Source organism: Streptomyces sp. NRRL S-87, from assembly GCF_000719335.1.
GTDB lineage: Bacteria > Actinomycetota > Actinomycetes > Streptomycetales > Streptomycetaceae > Streptomyces.
The window spans coordinates 79,033-98,477 of the sequence record NZ_JOGB01000034.1 but is presented as its reverse complement, the minus strand read 5'-3'; the positions used below and the strand labels follow the sequence as shown (position 1 = coordinate 98,477).

The following is a 19,445-nucleotide window of genomic DNA, read 5'->3' as shown; positions in this document are numbered from 1 at the left end:
GCGGCGCGCGCTCAGTGACCGCACCGAAGGACCCGGCACAGGCGGAAGGGATCGGTCACCCAATCGGTCACCCACCCTTTGTAGCACCGCTCCCTGTGAACGCTCGCGGAGCGCCGCGCGCGGACGACCCGGATAGTGTGATTTCGTGACGGGCGAAGCCTCCCGCGGAGCGGCCGGCCGGGACGACCGCGTACCGACCGACGGCGGTACCGCACGGGACAGCGGTCCCGCGCAGGCCGCGAGCGGTCCTGCGCCGGAAGCCGGCGGTCCCGCGCCGGACGACAGCGGTGCCGTGCGGGCCGACGGCGTTTCCGCACGGGCCGGCAGGGCACCCGCGGCCGACGAGGGCGGCCCCGGCGGCGACCGGCGGCCCAGCACCGAGGCGAAGCACCCCAGCGGCCTGCTGGACATCCTCGGCATCGCCGCCGTGGTCCTCGACTCCGACGGCCGCATCGTCTTCTGGAGCCCGCAGGCCGAGGACCTCTTCGGCTACACCCCCGGCGAGGCCCTCGGCCGGTTCGCGGCCCGCCTGCTGGTCCACGAGGAGAACTTCCCGTTCGTCCTGCGCCTCTTCGCCACCGTGCTGGAGCAGGGCGACAGCTGGGCCGGCGCGTTCCCCGTCCGCCACAAGGACGGCACCACCCGTCTGGTCGAATTCCGCAACATGCGTCTGCTCGACGGCATGGGCGACGTCTACGCGCTCGGCATCGCGGCCGACCACCAGACCGTACGCCGCGTCGAGACCGACCTCGCCCTGTCCGAGCAGCTCGTCTCGCAGTCGCCCATCGGCCTCGCCCTCATGGACACCGAGCTGCGGTACGTCCTGGTCAACCCGGCCCTGGAGCGCATCAACGGCATCCCGGCCGCCGACCACCTCGGCCGGCACGTCCGCGAGACCCTGCCCTTCCTCGACGTCGAGACCATCGAGGCCGCCCTGCGCCAGGTCCTCGAGACCGGCCGCCCGCTGCTCGACCAGTACGCCGTCGGCCGCACCCCCGCCGACCCGGGCAGCGAGCACGCCTGGTCGGTGTCCTTCTACCGGTTGGAGGGCCGCCAGGAGCGGGTGCTGGGCGTGGCGATCTCGGTCGTCGACGTCACCGAACGGCACCGTGCCGCCCTCGAGGCCGACCGGGCCCGCCGGCGGCTGGCCCTGATCGCCGACGCCTCCGCCCGGGTCGGCACCACCCTGGAGGTCGACCGGACCGCCCACGAGCTCGCCGACGTCACCGTCCCCGAGCTCGCCGACATCACCACCGTCGACGTCCTGGACTCCGTGCTGTCCCTGCGCCGCCTGGGCGGCCCGGACAGCGGGCCCGAGCTGTTCCGCGCCCTCGCGGTCAAGGCGGCGTACCCCACCGAGGCCGAGTTCGCCCCCGACCGCGAGGGCGAGCTCGCCATGTACGGGGCCGACCGCATCGTCACCCGCTGCGTGCACACCGGCCGCCCGGTCCTCGTCGCCCACGCCGGGGCCGCCGACCTGGCCCGGATCGCCCGCAACGCCGAGGCCGCCGACCTGCTGGCGCGGGCGGGCGTCCACTCGTACCTCGCGGTCCCGCTGATCGCCCGCGGCGAGGTGCTCGGCACCCTCGGCCTCATCCGGGCCCGCAACCCGCTGCCCTTCGACGACGACGACGTCGTGCTCGCCGGGGAGCTGGCCGCCCGGGCCGCCGTCAGCATCGACAACGCCCGCTGGTACCAGAGCGTGCGCAACTCCGCCGTCACCCTCCAGCGCAGCCTGCTGCCGGCCGCCCCCTCGCACCCGGCCGCGCTCGAACTGGCCTCCCGCTACCAGCCCGCCCAGGCCTCCAACGAGGTCGGCGGCGACTGGTACGACGTCATCCCGCTGGCCGGCGACAAGACCGCCCTGGTGGTGGGCGACGTCATGGGCAGCGGCCTCGACGCGGCGGCCACCATGGGCCGGCTGCGCACCGCCACCCGGGCCTTCGCCGACCTCGACCTCGAACCCGCCGACGTCCTGCGCCACCTCGACCGCATCACCGAGGGCCTGGAGCACTACCTGGCCACCTGCCTGTACGTCGTCCACGACCCCGTCCGCGGGCTGTGCCGGATCGCCAACGCGGGCCACATGCCACCCGCACTCGTGCACGCCGAAGGCCCCGCCGAGCTGATCGAACTGCCCACCGGAGCCCCGCTCGGCGTCGGCGGCATCCCGTTCGAGACCACCACCGTGTCCTTCCGCACCGGTGACCAGCTCGTCCTCTACACCGACGGCCTCGTCGAGACCCGGCACGACCCCATCGACGAGCGGCTCCAGGCGCTGGTCGACCTGCTGGACGACCCGGACCGCCCGCTCGAGGCCACCTGCGACCGGCTGCTGCGCGACCTGCGCAGCCCCGGCGACCCCGACGACGTGGCCCTCCTCATCGTCCGGGCCCGCCACCTGCCGACCGGGTCCCCCGGCCCGGGGAGGGGCGAGCGGTGACCGGCCCCGCGGACCGTCGACCGACCGGCCGCCACACCCCGCACCGGCGCCCCCGTCCGGCGCCCGGCGAGGGCTCCCGGGCCCGCAGCACGCTGGGCAGCGTCTCCGGGCAGGTCTTCGCGCTCGAGGCGCTGATCGCGCTGGTGCTCATCGCCGCCGCCGTGCTCGCCCTGGTCCTCCAGGCCCGCTACGACGGCCTCCGCGACGCCCGGCACCGGTCGCTGGCCGCCGCCGAGGCCTTCGCCAACGCCCCCGGCCTCGAGTCGGCCCTCGAGTCCCGGGACCCCACCGCCGTCCTCCAGGGCCGCGCCGAGGCGGCCCGGAAGGCAGCCGGCGTCGACTTCATCGCGGTCATGACCAAGGACGGCGTCCGCTACACCGACTCCGAGCCCGACCTGATCGGCCAGCGGGCCAAGGGCGACCTGTCCCGGGCGGTGAACGGGGAGCCCTTCACCGAGCTCTTCGAGGGCAAGCCCAGCGACGCCGTCCGGGCCGTGGTTCCCGTACGGGACACGGGCGGCCAGGTCATCGCACTGGTCGGCACCGGCATCGAGGTGCGCAACGTCTCCGACGCGGTCGGCGACCAGCTGCCCGTCCTGCTCGGCGCGGCGGCCGGCGCCCTGGGCCTGGCCATCGTCGGCTCCGCGCTCGTCAGCCGGCGGCTGCGCCGGCAGACCCACGGCCTCGGCCCGGTCGAGATGACCCGTATGAACGAGCACCACGAGGCCGTCCTGCACGCCGTCCGCGAGGGCGTCCTCATCGTCGACGCCGACCGCCGGCTGCTGCTCGCCAACGACGAGGCCCGGCGGCTGCTGAACGTGCCCAAGGACGCCGAGCAGCGGCACGTCACCGAGATGGGCCTCGACCCCGGCATCGCCGAGCTGCTCGCCTCCGGGCGCACCGCCACCGACGAGGTGCACCTGGCCGGCGACCGGCTGCTCGCGGTCAACGTCCGGCCGACCACCGACGGCAGCCACGGCCGCCACACCGGCACCGTCATGACCCTGCGCGACACCACCGAGCTGGCGGCCCTCTCCGGCCGGGCCGAGGTGGCCCGCGGCCGGCTCCAGCTGCTGTACGAGGCCGGGGTGCGGATCGGCACCACCCTCGACGTCGTCAGGACGGCCGAGGAGCTCACCGAGGTGGCCGTACCGAGGTTCGCCGACTTCGTCACCGTCGAACTGCTCGACCCGGTGCTGCACGGCGAGGAGCCCACCGGGGTCCACACCGAGATGCGGCGCGCCGCGATGGGCGGGGTCCGCGACGACCAGCCGCTGCAGCCCGTCGGCGACCTGATCCGGTTCGTGGTCCCGACCACGCCCATGGCCGCCGCCCTGGAGAGCGGCCGCGCGGTGCTGGAGGCGGACCTCACCACCGCCCACGGCTGGCGGCTCCAGGACCCGCCGGGGGCGCGGGAGACCCTCGCCTACGGCATCCACTCCCTGATCTCGGTGCCGCTGCAGGCCCGCGGCGTGGTCCTGGGCATGGCCAACTTCTGGCGGGCCGGCGATTCCGGCCCCTTCGAGGAGGAGGACCAGTCCTTCGCCGAGGAGCTGGCCGCGCGGGCGGCCGTCGCCGTGGACAACGCCCGCCGCTACACCCGCGAGCACACCATGGCCCTCACCCTGCAGCGCAGCCTGCTGCCCCGGGGCCTGCCCGAGCAGACCGCGGTGGAGGTGGCGTACCGGTACCTGCCGGCCCTCGCGGGGGTGGGCGGCGACTGGTTCGACGTCATCCCGCTGCCGGGGGCGCGGGTGGCGCTGGTGGTGGGCGACGTGGTCGGGCACGGCCTGCACGCGGCCGCGACCATGGGCCGGCTGCGCACGGCCGTGCACAACTTCTCGACCCTCGACCTGCCGCCCGAGGAACTGCTCGGGCACCTGGACGACCTGGTCGGCCGGATCGACCAGTACGAGAGCGCCGGGGCGCGGGCCGAGGACGACCCGGACGGGGCGGAACCCGGGACGCCCGCCCCCGGTGCGCTGGCCATCACCGGCGCCACCTGCCTGTACGCCGTCTACGATCCGGCCTCCGGCCGGTGCGTGCTCGCCCGGGCCGGCCACCCCGGCCCCGCCGTGGTGCACCCCGACGGCTCCGTGGACTTCCCCGACCTGCCCGCCGGGCTGCCGCTGGGGCTGGGCGGCATGCCGTTCGAGGCCGGTGAGCTGCACCTGCCCGAGGGCAGCCGGCTGGTGCTCTTCACCGACGGCCTGCTGGAGAACCGCACCCGCGACCTCGACGCCGGCCTGGACCTGCTGCGCGGCGCCCTCTCCCGGACCAGCCGCACGCCGGAGGAGACCTGCGGCGACGTCCTGGACGCCCTGCTCGCACCGGAGCCGGGCGACGACGACATCGCGCTGTTGGTCGCCCGTACCCGGCTGCTGGAGGCGGACCGGGTCGCCGAGTGGGACGTGCTGCCCGAGCCGGCCGAGGTGGCCCGGGTGCGTACCCGGGCCGCGGCCCGGCTCTCCGCGTGGGACCTGGACGAGATCGCCTTCACCACCGAGCTGATCCTCAGCGAGCTCGTCACCAACGCCATCCGGTACGGCGGCCAGCCCGTCCGGGTCCGCCTCCTGCGCGACCGCACCCTGATCTGCGAGGTGTCCGACAGCAGCAGCACCTCCCCGCACCTGCGGTACGCGGCCACCACGGACGAGGGCGGGCGCGGGTTGTTCCTGGTGGCCCAGTTCGCGGAGCGCTGGGGCACGCGTTACACGGAGCGGGGGAAGGTCATCTGGGCGGAGCTGCCGTTGACGGCGGCGGAGCTGCCGGCAGCTGTGCCGATGGTGGATCTGGAGGGGTTGGACGGGGTGGACGGGTTGGAGGAGTTCGACTGAGGGCTGCTCTGGTGGTGGTCCGGGGCCTCGGGGGCGTGACGGCGTCGGGGCGGGCCCGCGAAGCCACCCCCCACCCCCGCCCGCGCGCCCGCTCCCGCCCCGCCCTCCCTGCCCGAGCAGCCGCCGCTCCCCCCTCACCCCTCACCCCCCTTCACCCCCTCACCCCGGCCCCCGTCCGTCAGCAGCTCCCGCGCACAGCCGCGCAGCCAGCGGTGCGCCGGGTCGGCGTCGTGCCGGGGGTGCCAGGCCAGCCCGAAGTACATGGGGGGCAGTTCCAGCGGTACGTCGAACACGACGAGCCCCAGGGCCTCGGCGAGCGGCGTGGCGCTCCCGGTGAGCAGCCCGACCAGATCGGTGTCGCGCAGCACGAACAGTGACGCCGGGAACGAGCCCACCGTCCCCACCACCCGCCGGGACAGACCCAGTTCGGCCAGCGCCCGGTCCATCGGTCCGGTCAGGCGGCCCCGCCGGGAGACGTTGAGGTGATCGGCCGCCGCCAGTCGGCGCGGGGTCAACCGGCCGCGCAGCAGGGGGTGTCCGGCCCGTACCACGCCCAGCATCCGCTCCTCGCGCAGTGCTTCGGACCGCACCTCGGGCGACCGGGCGTCGATGACGCCGAGTTCGAGGTCCGCGGTGCCCTCGCGCAGCGCGGGCACGTCGACGTGCGTCTCCGAGAGGAAGCGCAGCCGTACCCCCGGCGCCTCGCGCCGGGTGCGCGCGAAGAGCCGCGCCCCGAACGAGGCCGCCAGTGCGTCGTGGCCGAGCACGGTGAACGTGCGCTCCAGCCCGCGCAGGTCCACCTCGCCGCCGGACACGAACACCGCCCGGGCCCGCTCCACCACCTCGCGGACCTCCGCGTGCAGGGCGAGGGCGCGCGGGGTGGGCACCATGCTGCGGCCCGCCCGGACCAGTACCGGATCACCCAGCGCCTTGCGGATCCGGCCCAGGGTGCGGCTCATCGCGGGCTCGGACAGGTGCAGCCGCTCGGCCGCGCCGGACACGCTGGACTCCTCCAGCAGCACGTCGAGGGCGACGAGGAGGTTCAGGTCGAGCCTGGAATGCGTCACGCGCATGTCTCCCTTGCAAAGGTTGCACTGGAAAGCAGGACAGGGGTGAGCCTACGGTGGTTCGCGGGGGCCGGCCCCACCCGAAATCCCGGCGCAACGGCCCGGCGCGCGCAACGACTTGCGCGTGCCGCCCCGCGGCGCACGCAATCCCGCCGCCGCCCGCGCCCCTTCCCGATGTCCGTTCCCCCGAGGGAGAACCGTGCCCAGTCCTGCCCCCACCAGCTCCGCGCGCGCCGCGGACACCGCCCCGGCCGGTCCGGCGTCCGGTCCGGCGGCCGGCGGCCTGTCCCGGCCCGCCCTGCTCGCGCTCTGCGCCTGCGTCCTCGTCGCGCAGGGCATGGTGGCCGCCGTCAACCTGCTCATCCCGCAGCTCTCCGCTTCCACCCTGCATCCGACCGCGACGGAACTGCTGTGGGCCGTCGACGCCTACGTGATCGTCTTCGCCGCGCTGCTCATCCCCGCCGGCGCCCTCGGCGACCGGTACGGCCGCAAGGGCGCCCTGCTGGCGGGCCTGGCCCTGCTCGGCGCCGGGGCCGCGGTGAGTGCCGTCGCCGGCACCTCCGCCGTGCTCATCGCGGGCCGTGGCGTGTGCGGCGCCGGAGCGGCCCTGATCATGCCGGCCACCATGTCGGTCCTGGTCCACCTCACCCCGCCCGAGCGCCGCAGCCAGGCGCTCGCCACCTGGACGCTCTCCGCCGGCCTCGGTGGTCTCGCGGGCAACGTCGGCGGCGGGCTGGCCGCCGAGTACCTCAGCTGGCGGGCGCTGTTCTGGGCGGTCGTCCCGCTCGCGGCCGCGCTCGCCCTCGCCACCGCCCGGCTGATCCCGGCCGTACCCCGGCGTCCCGAGGCCTCGGTCGACCCGCTGGGCGCCGCGCTGCTCACCGCGGCGCTGGTCGCGGTCGTCCACGGCATCATCGAGGGGCCCACCGCCGGTTGGGCCTCCTTCCAGGTGCTCGGCGCGTTCGGCGCCGGCGCGGCGCTCCTCGGTGTGTTCACGGCCCACGCGCTGCGCGCGGCGAACCCGCTGTTCGACCCGCGGGTGTTCCGCTCGGCCCGGCTGCGCTCCGGCGCCCTCGGCATCGGGGCGGCGTTCTTCGGCCTCTTCTCGCTCTTCTTCGTGAACGCGCAGTACCTGCAGTACGTGAAGGGCTTCCCGCCCGCCCGCACCGGCCTGGCGATCGTCCCCCTGACCATCGGCATGGCCCTCGTCCCGCGCTTCGGCGCCCGGCTCCAGGACCGGTTCGGTCCCCGCCCGCCCGTGACCGCCGGCCTCCTCCTCATCGCCGGCGGCCTGCTCCTGGTCTCCACCGCGGACGCGGGCACGCCGTACCCGGTGTACGCCTGCTACCTGCTGGTCCTGTCGATCGGGACGGGCCTCTGCGCGCCCGCGTTGACTGTGTCGGTGGTCACGGCACTCCCGGCGCACCAGGCCGGGCTCGGCTCGGGCCTGAACACGGCCGCCCGCGAGATCGGGGCCGCCCTGGGCGTCGCGGTGGTGGGCACGGTGCTCGCCTCCCGCGTCCACGGAACCCTCCAGGCCCCTTCCCACCCGGCCGAGTTCAACTCCGCGATGGCCCTCGCCCTCCGCGTGGCGGCGGGCCTCCTCCTCCTGGCCACCCTCGCCGTCACGACCGGCTACCGCTCCCGCCCCGACGGGCCGTCCGACACCTGACCCAGCAGGCGACAGGCGTCGGCACCGCCGGGCGCCGGCACCCGCGGGCACCGGTACCGACCCCGACCTCCATGTCGGAAAACCGCCAGCCCCTGCGGCCCCCGGTACCGCAAGCTGGACGGCATGCACACCGACACCGAGCGCTGCGTGCGCGCCGTGCAGTCGAAGGACCCGAGGTTCGACGGCTGGTTCTTCACCGCCGTCCTGACCACCCGGATCTACTGCCGGCCCAGCTGCCCGGGGGTGCCGCCGAAGGTCGAGAACATGACCTTCCTGCCGAGTGCCGCGGCATGCCAGCAGGCCGGCTTCCGGGCCTGCAAGCGGTGCCGACCCGACACCAGCCCCGGCTCGCCGGAGTGGAACGCCCGCGCCGACGCGGTGGCCCGCGCCATGCGCCTGATCCGCGACGGGGTGGTGGACCGCGAGGGCGTACCCGGTCTCGCCCGCCGCCTGGGCTACTCCACCCGCCAGATCGAGCGGCAGCTGAACGCCGAGCTGGGCGCCGGTCCGCTCGCGCTCGCCCGGGCGCAACGGGCCCAGACGGCCCGGCTGCTGATCGAGACCACCGCACTGCCCTTGGCGGACGTGGCCTTCGCGGCCGGCTTCGCCTCGGTCCGCACCTTCAACGGCACGGTCCGCGAGGTGTTCGCCCTCGCGCCGAGCGAGCTCCGCGAACGCGCGGCCCGCACGGCCGCCCGCCCGGGGCGCGCCGGCGCGGCCTTCGACGGCACCGCCCACCTCGCCGCGGCCGGCACCCCGAGCACCCCCGGCCCGCCCGGCACTCCCACCACCCCCTCGGCCGCCCCCGGCACCATCGCGCTCCGGCTGCCCTACCGCGCCCCGCTCAACCCCGACAACCTCTTCGGGCACCTCGCCGCCACCGCCGTGCCCGGCGTCGAGGAGTGGCGCGACGGCGCGTACCGCCGCACGCTCGGGCTGCCGTTCGGCACCGGGATCGCCTCCCTCTCCCCGCGCGCCGACCACATCGCCTGCCGGCTGACCCTCACCGACCTGCGCGACCTCACCATCGCCATCAGCCGCTGCCGCTGGCTGCTGGACCTGGACGCCGACCCCGAGGCGGTCGACGAGCTGCTGGCCGCCGACCCGCTGCTCGCGCCCCTCGTCGCCAAGGCGCCCGGGCGCCGGGTGCCGCGCACCGTGGACGCGGCCGAGTTCGCGGTCCGGGCCGTCCTGGGACAGCAGGTGTCCACCGCCGCTGCCCGCACCCACGCGGCCCGCCTGGTCGCGGCGCACGGCGAGCCCGTCGAGGACCCGGAGGGCGGCCTCACCCACCTCTTCCCGGCCCCGGCCGCGCTCGCCGCCCTCGACCCCGAGCGGCTCGCGCTGCCCCGCAGCCGCCGCACCACCCTCACCACGCTCGTCTCCGCCCTCGCCGACGGTTCCCTGGCGCTCGGCGTCGACAGCGACTGGGGGCGGGCCCGGGCGCAGCTGGCGGCGCTGCCCGGGTTCGGGCCCTGGACGGTGGAGGTGATCGCCATGCGCGCACTCGGCGACCCGGACGCCTTCCTCCCCTCCGACCTGGGCATGCGGCGGGCCGCCCGGGGCCTCGGGTTGCCGCACACACCGGCCGCGCTGACCGCCCGGGCAGCGCGCTGGCGGCCGTGGCGTGCGTACGCGGTCCAGTACCTCTGGGCCACCGACGACCACCCGGTCAACCGTCTCCCGGCCTGAAGTGCCGAACCCCCGCCACCCGCCGCGCCCCCGTGACACCCTGGAGCAGAGGACCAGCAGAGGACCATGAGCCGCACAGACACCACCACCAACACCCCAGCCGGCCGCACGCACACCGTCGTCGACAGCCCGTACGGCCCGCTCACCATGGTCGCGACCGACCGCACCCTCAGTGCCATGTACATGAGCGATCAGCGGCACCGCCCGGCGGAGGAGACCTTCGGCGTCCGCGTGGCGCCCGAGGAGGAGCCGTTCGCCGAGGCCGCGCGCCAGCTGGACGAGTACTTCGCGGGCGAGCGCACCGTCTTCGACCTGCCGCTCCGCCTGGAGGGCACGGACTTCCAGCGCAGCGTGTGGGAGCAGCTCACCCGGATCCCCTACGGGCAGACCCGGTCGTACGGGGACCTGGCCGCCCGCCTCGGCAAGCCGGGCGCCTCCCGCGCGGTGGGCCTGGCCAACGGCAAGAACCCGGTGACCATCATCGTGCCCTGCCACCGGGTGATCGGGTCATCGGGGGGCTTGACCGGCTACGGCGGCGGCCTCGACCGCAAGCAGCGGCTGCTCGCGTTCGAGCGCGGCGCGGCGGCCGGTGCCGACCCCCGCACGGCGGCCGACTCCGACACCCTCTTCTGACGCGCCGGCGCCCGGCCCGGCGGACTCCGGCCCGCCAGTCCCGGCCGACCCCAGCCCGCCGGTCCCGGCGACTCCGGCCCGCCAGTCCCGGCCGACCCCAGTCCCTCAGACCCCTTCGCCCGGTCGGCGGCCGTCCTCCAGCTCCACCGTCCCGCCGCCCTTCTCCACCACCTCGTACGCCGCCTCGATGCGCAGCCCGAGCGTGCCCGGCAGGTAGGCGGTCAGCTCCGTCGGCGGCACCAGCCGCCACGAGATCAGCTCCTCCTCCTGGAGCTCGATCGCGGCCAGCTGATCGCGGTCCAGCACCCCGCCGTCGAACACGTACGCCACCAGCGGCGGCCGCGCCGTCCCCAGCACCCAGTCCACGGCCAGCAGCCGCCCGAGCGGCAGGTCCAGCCCGATCTCCTCGGCGGTCTCACGGCGCGCGGCCTGCCGGGGCGACTCGCCCCGGTCGGACTCGATGGTGCCGCCGGGCAGCGCCCAGCCCTCGCGGTAGTTGGGCTCGACGAGCAGCACCCGGCCCTCGGCGTCCCGGAACAGCGCGGCGGCCCCGGCGAGCACCCGGGGCAGGGAGGCGATGTACGCGGCGTAGTCAGTCGTGGTCACCCCGCAAAGCCTAGGCGCTCCGGCGCGCCGCGGGAGGCGGGCCGGCCTGGGGTCCTACACCGCACCCGCGAGCCGCAGCGTCCGGTCCGCCAGATCGCGGATCGACGCCCCGTCGAAGCCCTGGACCGAGCTGCGGACGGTGTCCTGGAGCGGGTCCGTCCACTGGCCCGGGATCCCCGCCGCCCCGCACAGCACCCCGGCGACCGAGCCCGCGGTGGCGCCGTTGGAGTCGGTGTCCAGGCCCCCGCGCACGGTGAGGGCGATGGTGCGGGTGAAGTCCCCCGCCCCGTAGAGCAGGCCCGCCGTCAGGACGGCGGCGTTCGGCACGACGTGGATCCAGCCCAGTCCGGCGGTCTCCGTCTCGGCTTCCGCCAGGGTGTCCTCCCAGCTCAGCCCGGCTGCGTGCAGCGCTACCACCCGCCGCACGACGCGGGCCAGCCGGCTGCCCGCCGGGATCCGGGCGAGGCCCGCGTCCAGCGCCTCGCCCGGTCCGTCCGCCGTGAACGCGGCCGCGATCACCGCGGCCGCCCACATGGCCCCGTACACCCCGTTCCCGGAGTGCGAGAGCACGGCGTCCCGGCGGGCCAGCGAGGCGGCGCGGCGCGGATCGCCGGGGCAGGTCCACCCGTACACGTCCGCCCGGATCAGGGCGCCGATCCACTCCTGGTACGGGTTGTCGTACGTGGCGGTGAGCGGCGGGCGCAGCCCGTTCGCCAGGTTGCGGTACGCCGCCCGCTCCGCGGTGAACGTCCGCAGGTACGGCAGGCTCAGCAGCCACAGCTCGCCGACCTGCTCGGTCGTGAACGTCCCGCCGTACCGCTCCAGCAGGTCCAGGCCGAGCAGGGCGTAGTCCACGTCGTCGTCGCGGCAGCTGCCCCGGATCCGCCCGCGGACGCAGCCGGGCCACTCCGGGCGCAGCTCGAACTCGCCGGGGGCGGGCGGCGGGTCGAGCGCTGAGGGCGGTGGCAGGTAGTCCGTCAGCGGCAGCGCGCCGGCCCGCCGCAGGTAGCGGTCGATCCGGGCCCGGGTCCAGTGGTCCCCGCGCTCCACGGGCTTGCCGAGCATGTTGCCGGCGATCCGGCCGAGCCAGCCGCCCAGCACGCGGTCCGCCACCCCTGCCGCCACCGGCCGCTCCACGAGGTCCGTCACACCTCAGGTGTACTCCTGGTGCACGACCGCCGCGCGTTGCCGGGACCCCTTCGCCCGGGCCGCCCCGGGGGGCCGCCTCCGGCACCGCGGCCACCCCGACGCGACCACGGTTCGGTCGCGGCTGTCCGCCCCTTGGTCTCCGCGAGGCGTCTCCGAGGGGGTCCGGCGCAGTGATTCCACCCTCATTCCGCCCTGCTATGCGGGTTGATATCACCATTTTTGGGCGTGTCGCGCCGGGTGTGGCCCAGGCCACCCATGGGCATAGGAGGATCCTCCGGATAGGCTCGGGGTGGCGCGACTGCACGTTCGATAGCAAGGGATAGCAAGGTGACGGACGGGGCAGTAACTGTGGCCGCGCGCGTTCTCATCGCCGCGGACAAATTCAAGGGCTCGCTCACGGCCGTTCAGGTCGCCGAGCGGGTCACGGCCGGCCTTCGCACGGCCGTACCCGGCGTGGAGGTCGAGACCCTCCCCGTCGCGGACGGCGGCGACGGTACGGTCGCGGCCGCCGTGGCGGCCGGTTTCGAACGCCGGGAGGTACGGGTCACCGGCCCCCTCGGCGAGCCGGTCACGGCTGCCTTCGCCCTGCGCGACGGCACCGCGGTGGTGGAGATGGCCGAGGCCTCGGGCCTCCAGCTGCTCCCGGCGGGCGTCTTCGCCCCGCTGACCGCCACCACGTACGGCTCGGGCGAGGTGCTGAAGGCCGCGCTCGACGCGGGCGCCCGCACGATCGTCTTCGGCGTGGGCGGCAGCGCCACCACCGACGGCGGCGCCGGCATGCTGGCCGCCCTCGGCGCGGTGTTCCTGGACGCCGACGGCGAACCGGTCGGTCCGGGCGGCGGCGCCCTGGCGGACCTCGCCTCGGCCGACCTGTCGGGCGTGGACGCCCGCTTCGCCGAGGTGGACTTCGTCCTCGCCAGCGACGTGGACAACCCGCTCACCGGCCCGAAGGGCTGCGCCGCGGTGTACGGACCCCAGAAGGGCGCCTCCCCGGAGGACGTGGCCGCCCTCGACGCGGCCCTCGCCCACTACGCCCAGGTGCTGGAGAAGGCCCTCGGCCCCCAGGCGGCCGAGCTCGCCGCGTCCCCCGGCGCGGGCGGTGCGGGCGGCATCGGCTACGGCGCCCTGCTGCTCGGTGCGAGCTTCCGGCCCGGCATCGAGCTGATGCTGGAGGTGCTCGGCTTCGCCCCGGCCCTGGAGCGGGCCACGCTGGTCATCACCGGTGAGGGCTCCCTCGACGAGCAGACCCTGCACGGCAAGGCCCCGGCCGGCGTGGCCGCGGCCGCCCGGGCCGCCGGCAAGCCGGTCGTGGCGGTCTGCGGCCGCCTCGCCCTGCCGCAGGAGGCCCTGCAGACGGCCGGCATCCGCCGCGCCTACCCGCTGACGGAGATCGAGCCCGACACCGCGAAGTGCATCGCCAACGCGGGCCCGCTGCTGGAGCGGGTCGCGGCCAACATCGCCGCGGACGTCCTGTAGTCGGCCGTACGCACGCACGGCGAAGGCCCCCGTCCGGAAAGGGAGGGGGCCTTCGCCGTACCCGGGGCCGTACGCCCTACCGCTCGCGGCTCCCGTCCAGCAGCGCCCGCGTCCAGGCCACGAGCTGCCGTACGATCCCGGCGGCCTGCGCACTGCGCCGCCGCGAGAACGGCAGCACCACCAGCGCCGGCACCGACGCCACCGTCACGATCACCACGGGCACGAGCACGAGTCCCACGACGAGCACCCGGCCCGCCCACCGGGCCCCGGAGAGCACCGACATCCAAGGAGAGTTCACGGTCCCTCTGTTCCCTTCCGCCATCGGCCGATTGACACCGCCAGAGTGGGGAAGGCCGGATACGGTGCGACAGCGCGCAACGGTTGCCACTCCGGTGGCACGGCACGGGGGGACGAGGAATGCCGGACGTGGACCGCCCACCAGCGAACTCCTCCGCCGTGGAGCGGGGCGAGGTCCCGGAGGTTGCGGAGCTCGGCAACACGTTGACGGGCCTCTTCAACACCCTGGGCGTCTCCCAGCGCGCCTACGCGGTACGGGTCACCCTCGACCCGTCGGTCGTCTCCCGCTACCTGCGCGGCCAGCGCGTGGCCACGGAGGACTTCGTCGACCGCCTGATCCGCGAGGTGGAGGCCAGGCTCGGCACCCCCCTCCAGGAGGCGGCCAGGGCGCGCGTCAGGGACCAGCGCCTGGCGGCCCTGCGCGCCACCGACCCGGCCCTGCACGAGCTCGAAACGGTCCGCCAGGAGGCCGCCCATGCCCGCAGGACCGTGGCCCGCCTCGGCCGGGAGCAGGACGCCCTGCACGACCGGATGGACCGGCTGGAGGCCGAGCTGGCGGCGGCGAACACCGAGCTGGAGCAGCAGCGCACCGACTGGGCGAGGGACCAGACGGCCGCCCGACGCCGTGAGCTGGAGCTGCGGGCCGCGGCCGAGCGGGACCGCGGTGCGCGCGAGGCCCTCGAAGCGGAGCTCGCCCGGCTGCGGGCCCACCTCGCGGACCTGACCGCCCTGAGAGCGGACGCGGAGTCCCGGTGCAGGGCCCTCGAAGACCGGGTCCTGGGACTGGAGGAGGAGCTGGGTGCCCTGCGCGCCGGACGCGGCGGTCCGGAAGAGGAGCCCGGCCTGCCCGTCGCCGTGATGCTGGACCGCGTGTCCGCCCACCTGGTCGCCGGTGAGCTGCGGGAGGTGACGCGGGCGCTGGACGCGGCCGCATGGGAGCGGCCCGCGGACGAACTGGTCCGGATCCTCGCATGGCTCGTCGAGATGGGAGCCAGGCACCGCGCGGAGTGGATGGTGGGCCTCGTGTGCGAGTACCGCTCCCTGGACGTGGTGGCGGAGCTGGGGAGCCGCCTGCCCGCGCTCGGGCGTGAGGCCGCGCTGGACCGCGAGCTGCTCTCGCACCTGATGCGGACCGGGACGCCGCAGGATCTGGCGCGGCTGCACGCCGCCTGGAGCACGGCCCAGGACGGCCACAGGGGCGCCGGACTGCTCACCGAGGCCGTGCGGACGGCGAAGGGCGCCGACCTGGCTGCCCTCCTGGCCCTGGTCGACGACGCGGGGGCGACCGTGCACGCCGTCCACAAGGCCTCCCGCCGCGACTTCCAGCCGCGCCGGCTGTTCGGGCTCGCCCGGCGCCTGTCCGAGCAGGGACACGAAGCCCTGGCCGCGGCGGTCCTGACCGCGCTCGTCGACCTGACGAAGAGCGAGCCGGGCGGCGCCGCCGCGTTCGTGCAGGCGTTCGGCGCGCTGGTGCCCTCGCGGCGCGCGGACCTGGGGGACCGGATCGTGGCCGTCGCCACCCCGCCGCGGATGCTCCTGCTGCTCGATGCGCTCTACGGCCTACGGAACGGCGAGCGCGTGGCCGACGAGCTCCTCGCCCGGGTGAGGGATGCCGAAGGGGCGCTGCCCGCTCTGCTGGCCGAGGCCCGGGAGGCGTACCCGCCGAACGAGCCGGAGACCGCCTCGGAGCTGCGGGAACTGCTGCTGCTGACGTACGTGCGCAGCGAATTGTAGGAATTCACCCGATGTGACGGAACCCGCGCGAGACGTCATGGTCTGTGGCGCCGCCTGAAAGGATCAGCGCGTCAGATCCTGACGTACTCGGCGGCGCGGAGCGCTCGGGGCGGCTTTCGCGGTGGGCCGGGCGGGTACGACTAGCGTACAGCCGCTCACTCCCGGGAGCCGCCCATGACCGCTCTGTTGTGGATCGGCATCGTCGCCGCCGCCTGGTGCCTGCTGTCGCTGCTCGTGGCCGGCGGGTACGCCTACGGCCGCACCCGCCACAAGCGCACCCGTATCGGCCCCCGTACCGGTACCCGCACCCGGACCCGCATCCGCCACTGACCCGGTCCGCCGCCGGCGGATCGGGCCCCCACAACGCGAAGGGCCCCGGACACCTGATCGGTGTCCGGGGCCCTTCCCGTGTCGGAGCGGAGGCTACTGCGTCGGCTGGGCGGCGCGGGCCTCGCGGTTCTCGCGGCGGTTGTGCCGGAAGGTGTTGACCCGGCGGGTGGTCGCGAAGAGCGGGATCGTCGCGGCCAGCACGATCTGGAGCGCGCAGCCGGTCTGCAGCAGCAGCTGGCCGCCCGGGGCGTCGAAGGCCCACGCCGCCAGCAGGCCCATGGCGCCGACGATCCAGCTGAGCATCGCCACCGCGAGGACGCCCCGCGGCTTGGGGTACTCGACCCGGCTCACCATCAGCCAGGCCACGCCCACGATCGCCAGCAGGGTCGGCACGAACGGCAGCTCCAGCAGCACGATCGAGACGACCGTCAGCGCGCCGAAGGGGCTCGGCATGCCCTGGAACATGCCGTCCTTCATCGTCACGCAGCTGAATCTGGCCAGTCGCAGCACGACCGCCAGGAGGACCACGATCGCCGCGAGGGCCGACACCCGCTGGTGCGCGTCGTCGGCGACCATGCCGTAGACGAGCACGAAGTACGCGGGGGCCAGGCCGAAGCTGATCAGGTCGGAGAGGTTGTCCAGCTCCGCACCCATCGGCGAGCTGCGCAGCTTGCGCGCCACGAGCCCGTCGCAGAGGTCGAAGATCGCGGCCAGCAGCATCAGTATCACCGCGGTCGCCGCGCTGTGACGGGCCATGCCGGACTCGTCACTGCCGGTGAGGTGCGGGATCAGGATGCCGGTGGTGGTGAAGTACACCGCCATGAAGCCGCAGGTGGCGTTGCCGAGGGTGAGGGTGTCCGCTATCGAGAGGCGCAGCGAGAGCGGCATCTCCTCCTCGGCGGCCTCCTCCTCGGCGGCCTCGGGGACCCAGCCGGTCGCCGGGGTCTCCGGATCAGTCACGGTCAATTCGAGTCACCCCTGCCGTAGTGGCCTGCCCGACCTCGACCCCGACCTCGACGCCCTCGGGGAGGTAGATGTCGACGCGCGAGCCGAAGCGGATCAGGCCGATGCGCTCGCCCTGCTCGACCTTGGTGCCCTGCGGGATGTACGGAACGATGCGACGGGCGACGGCGCCGGCGATCTGCACCATCTCGATGTCGCCGAGCTCGGTGTCGAAGTGCCAGACGACGCGCTCGTTGTTCTCGCTCTCCTTGTTGAACGCCGGGACGAAACCGCCGGGGACGTGCTCGACGGACGTCACCGTGCCCGCCAGCGGCGCGCGGTTGACGTGGACGTTCAGCGGGCTCATGAAGATCGCGACCCGGGTCCGGCCGTCCTTCCACGGCATGATGCTCTGCACCACGCCGTCGGCGGGCGAGATGACACGGCCCTCGGCGATCTCGCGCTCGGGGTCGCGGAAGAACCACAGCATGCCCGCCGCGAGCGCGGTGGTGGGCACGGCCACCGCGGCCCAGCGTCCGGACTTGCGGGCCCGGGAGAGGCTGAGGGCCGCGGTGGCAACGGTCGGCAGGAGCCACGGCGATGCTCCGCGAGCGATACGTACGCCGAGTCGGCTGTTGTCGCGAGGTGCAGAGGTTTGGCTGTGGGGCATGGATGACCTTCGTAGCGGATGATGCCGCGCCGCAAACGGGGGACGGGACGGCGGCTTTACTGGAATGCTATCGGTTGCGCGCAACAACTGGGCAAGCCAGAAGCCGAGTCGATGGCCGGAAGCCGGTGACAGGGTGTGACCCTTTTCGCGGACCATCCGCAACGAAAGGGACATTCAGCCCTGGAGTCGGTACTCCTCGAGCAGGCGTCGCCCAATGATCATTTTCTGGATCTCGGCGGTACCTTCACCGATGAGCAGCATCGGCGCCTCGCGGTAGAGCCGCTCGATCTCGTACTCCTTGGAGAAGCCGTATCCGCCGTGGATGCGGAAGGCGTCCTCCACCACCTCCTTGCAGTATTCGGAGGCGAGGTACTTCGCCATCCCTGCTTCGAGGTCGTTTCGTTCCCCGGAGTCCTTTTTGCGTGCTGCGTTGACCATCATGGCATGAGCGGCCTCGACCTTGGTAGCCATCTCGGCCAGCTTGAACTGGATGGCCTGGTGCTGGGCGATCGGCTTGCCGAAAGTGTGACGCTGCTGGGCGTACGAGACACCCAGCTCGAACGCACGCTGAGCGACACCGCAGCCACGTGCCGCCACGTTGACGCGGCCGACCTCCACGCCGTCCATCATTTGGTAAAACCCTCGGCCGGTGACCCCGCCGAGGACCCGATTGGCCGGAATGCGCAGTCCGTCCATGATGAGCTCGGTCGTGTCGACGCCCTTGTAGCCCATCTTGTCGATCTTGCCCGGGATCGTCAGGCCCGGCCGGACCTCTCCGAAGCCCGGCTCCTTCTCGACGAGGAAGGTCGTCATCGACTTGTGGGGGGCCGTGCCCTCGGGGTGTCCTTCGTCACTCCGGCACAGCACGGCGACCAGGGTCGAGGTGCCGCCGTTCGTCAGCCACATCTTCTGGCCGTTCAGGACGTACTCGTCGCCGTCCTGCACCGCCTTCGACGAGATCGCCGACACGTCCGAGCCGAGGGCCGGCTCCGACATCGAGAACGCGCCGCGCACCTCGCCCAGCGCCATCCGCGGCAGGAAGTGGTCCTTCTGCTCCTGCGTGCCGTGCTGCTTGAGCATGTACGCCACGATGAAGTGGGTGTTGATGATGCCCGAGACGGACATCCAGCCGCGGGCTATCTCCTCCACGCACAGCGCGTAGGTGAGCAGCGACTCACCGAGACCGCCGTACTCCTCGGGGATCATCAGACCGAACAGGCCGAGCTCCTTGAGCCCGTCCACGATCTGCTGCGGGTACTCGTCGCGGTGCTCCAGCTCGGTCGCGACCGGGATGATCTCCTTGTCGACGAACTCGCGGACGGTCTTGAGGATCTCCTGCTGGACGTCCGTGAGCCCGGCGGTCTGGGCGAGTCGTGCCATGGCTACTTCCCCTGTTCCTTCAGCTCGGGCCGGCCGGGCTGCTCGCCGCCGCGCTCCTTGATGTACGTCTCGGTCGGGACCATCACCTTGCGCCGGAAGACGCAGACGAGGGTGCCGTCCTGCTTGTAGCCCTTGGTCTCGACGTAGACGATCCCGCGGTCGCTCTTCGACTTCGACGGGGTCTTGTCGAGGACCGTGGTCTCGCCGTAGATGGTGTCGCCGTGGAAGGTCGGCGCCACGTGCCGCAGCGACTCGATCTCCAGGTTGGCGATGGCCTTGCCCGAGACGTCCGGCACGGACATGCCCAGCAGCAGCGAGTAGATGTAGTTGCCCACCACCACGTTCTTGCCGAAGTCCGTGGTGTTCTCGGCGTAGTTCACGTCCATGTGGAGCGGGTGGTGGTTCATCGTCAGCAGGCAGAAGAGGTGGTCGTCGTACTCCGTGACCGTCTTCCCGGGCCAGTGCTTGTAGACCGCCCCGACCTCGAACTCTTCGTAGGTGCGTCCGAACTGCATGG

Annotated in this window: 16 protein-coding genes; 8 read left to right on the top strand and 8 right to left on the bottom strand. The window is 74.1% G+C overall.

All coding sequences use genetic code 11. The features are described from left to right. The first annotated feature begins 400 nt into the window (after window positions 1-400). Window positions 401-2,443, top strand: coding sequence for a SpoIIE family protein phosphatase (locus IF43_RS0122145; RefSeq protein WP_234332444.1), 2,043 nt, complete (start codon window positions 401-403; stop codon window positions 2,441-2,443). A gap of 92 nt (window positions 2,444-2,535) precedes the next feature. Next, on the top strand, window positions 2,536-5,280 hold the full coding sequence (locus IF43_RS0122140; protein ID WP_051795846.1) for a SpoIIE family protein phosphatase/ATP-binding protein: 2,745 nt from the start codon (window positions 2,536-2,538) through the stop codon (window positions 5,278-5,280). Between the two features lie 134 nt (window positions 5,281-5,414). Here IF43_RS0122140 and IF43_RS0122135 read toward each other — a convergent pair whose 3' ends face one another. After that, a complete protein-coding gene (locus IF43_RS0122135; RefSeq protein WP_030203419.1) occupies window positions 5,415-6,353 on the bottom strand; it encodes a LysR family transcriptional regulator in 939 nt (312 codons plus the stop codon). 277 nt (window positions 6,354-6,630) lie between these two features. Here IF43_RS0122135 and IF43_RS0122130 point away from each other — a divergent pair, with 277 nt between their 5' ends. The 3 genes from IF43_RS0122130 to IF43_RS0122120 all read left to right on the top strand — a co-directional run bounded on the left by IF43_RS0122130 (window position 6,631) and on the right by IF43_RS0122120 (window position 10,344). Further along, window positions 6,631-8,019 carry an MFS transporter gene (locus IF43_RS0122130; protein WP_037889540.1) on the top strand — a complete coding sequence of 463 codons (1,389 nt, stop codon included), beginning with the start codon at window positions 6,631-6,633 and terminating at the stop codon, window positions 8,017-8,019. A 123-nt stretch (window positions 8,020-8,142) separates the two neighbouring features. Beyond that, the gene (locus tag IF43_RS0122125; RefSeq protein ID WP_030203414.1) at window positions 8,143-9,711 is read left to right on the top strand and encodes an AlkA N-terminal domain-containing protein; all 1,569 of its coding nucleotides are present in this window, start codon (window positions 8,143-8,145) and stop codon (window positions 9,709-9,711) included. A 66-nt stretch (window positions 9,712-9,777) separates the two neighbouring features. Beyond that, window positions 9,778-10,344 (top strand): methylated-DNA--[protein]-cysteine S-methyltransferase, encoded by a 567-nt coding sequence (locus IF43_RS0122120; protein WP_030203411.1) that lies wholly within the window; start codon window positions 9,778-9,780, stop codon window positions 10,342-10,344. A 105-nt stretch (window positions 10,345-10,449) separates the two neighbouring features. Here the strand turns inward: IF43_RS0122120 and IF43_RS0122115 are convergent, their stop codons facing one another. Beyond that, window positions 10,450-10,950 carry an NUDIX hydrolase gene (locus IF43_RS0122115; protein ID WP_030203408.1) on the bottom strand — a complete coding sequence of 167 codons (501 nt, stop codon included), beginning with the start codon at window positions 10,948-10,950 and terminating at the stop codon, window positions 10,450-10,452. Window positions 10,951-11,004: 54 nt separating this feature from the next. Further along, complete coding sequence (locus IF43_RS0122110) at window positions 11,005-12,015, bottom strand: ADP-ribosylglycohydrolase family protein (protein ID WP_234332439.1); 1,011 nt, start codon at window positions 12,013-12,015, stop codon at window positions 11,005-11,007. Window positions 12,016-12,426: 411 nt separating this feature from the next. On the opposite strand from IF43_RS0122110, the gene IF43_RS0122105 reads away from it, so the two are divergent. After that, a complete protein-coding gene (locus IF43_RS0122105; RefSeq protein WP_030203404.1) occupies window positions 12,427-13,575 on the top strand; it encodes a glycerate kinase in 1,149 nt (382 codons plus the stop codon). A gap of 76 nt (window positions 13,576-13,651) precedes the next feature. On the opposite strand, the gene IF43_RS0122100 is transcribed toward IF43_RS0122105, so the two are convergent. Beyond that, window positions 13,652-13,873 (bottom strand): hypothetical protein, encoded by a 222-nt coding sequence (locus IF43_RS0122100; protein WP_158939455.1) that lies wholly within the window; start codon window positions 13,871-13,873, stop codon window positions 13,652-13,654. A 128-nt stretch (window positions 13,874-14,001) separates the two neighbouring features. Here IF43_RS0122100 and IF43_RS43555 point away from each other — a divergent pair, with 128 nt between their 5' ends. Beyond that, window positions 14,002-15,606: a hypothetical protein gene (locus tag IF43_RS43555; RefSeq protein ID WP_158939453.1), complete on the top strand. Its 1,605-nt coding sequence runs from the start codon at window positions 14,002-14,004 to the stop codon at window positions 15,604-15,606. Window positions 15,607-15,780: 174 nt separating this feature from the next. Next, window positions 15,781-15,936 carry a hypothetical protein gene (locus IF43_RS41765; protein ID WP_158939451.1) on the top strand — a complete coding sequence of 52 codons (156 nt, stop codon included), beginning with the start codon at window positions 15,781-15,783 and terminating at the stop codon, window positions 15,934-15,936. Between the two features lie 93 nt (window positions 15,937-16,029). On the opposite strand, the gene pssA is transcribed toward IF43_RS41765, so the two are convergent. The 4 genes from pssA to IF43_RS0122070 all read right to left on the bottom strand — a co-directional run bounded on the left by pssA (window position 16,030) and on the right by IF43_RS0122070 (window position 19,443). Beyond that, window positions 16,030-16,896 carry a CDP-diacylglycerol--serine O-phosphatidyltransferase gene (gene pssA / locus IF43_RS0122085; protein WP_030203398.1) on the bottom strand — a complete coding sequence of 289 codons (867 nt, stop codon included), beginning with the start codon at window positions 16,894-16,896 and terminating at the stop codon, window positions 16,030-16,032. Further along, on the bottom strand, window positions 16,889-17,548 hold the full coding sequence (locus IF43_RS0122080) for a phosphatidylserine decarboxylase (RefSeq protein ID WP_030203395.1): 660 nt from the start codon (window positions 17,546-17,548) through the stop codon (window positions 16,889-16,891). Before IF43_RS0122080 ends, pssA begins: the two co-directional genes overlap by 8 nt. A gap of 174 nt (window positions 17,549-17,722) precedes the next feature. Beyond that, entirely contained in the window at window positions 17,723-18,928 is a 1,206-nt protein-coding gene (locus tag IF43_RS0122075) for an acyl-CoA dehydrogenase family protein (RefSeq protein WP_030203393.1), read from the bottom strand. A 2-nt stretch (window positions 18,929-18,930) separates the two neighbouring features. Next, window positions 18,931-19,443, bottom strand: a complete 513-nt coding sequence (locus IF43_RS0122070; RefSeq protein WP_030203391.1) for a MaoC family dehydratase — start codon at window positions 19,441-19,443, stop codon at window positions 18,931-18,933. Between the last annotated feature and the right edge of the window lie 2 nt (window positions 19,444-19,445).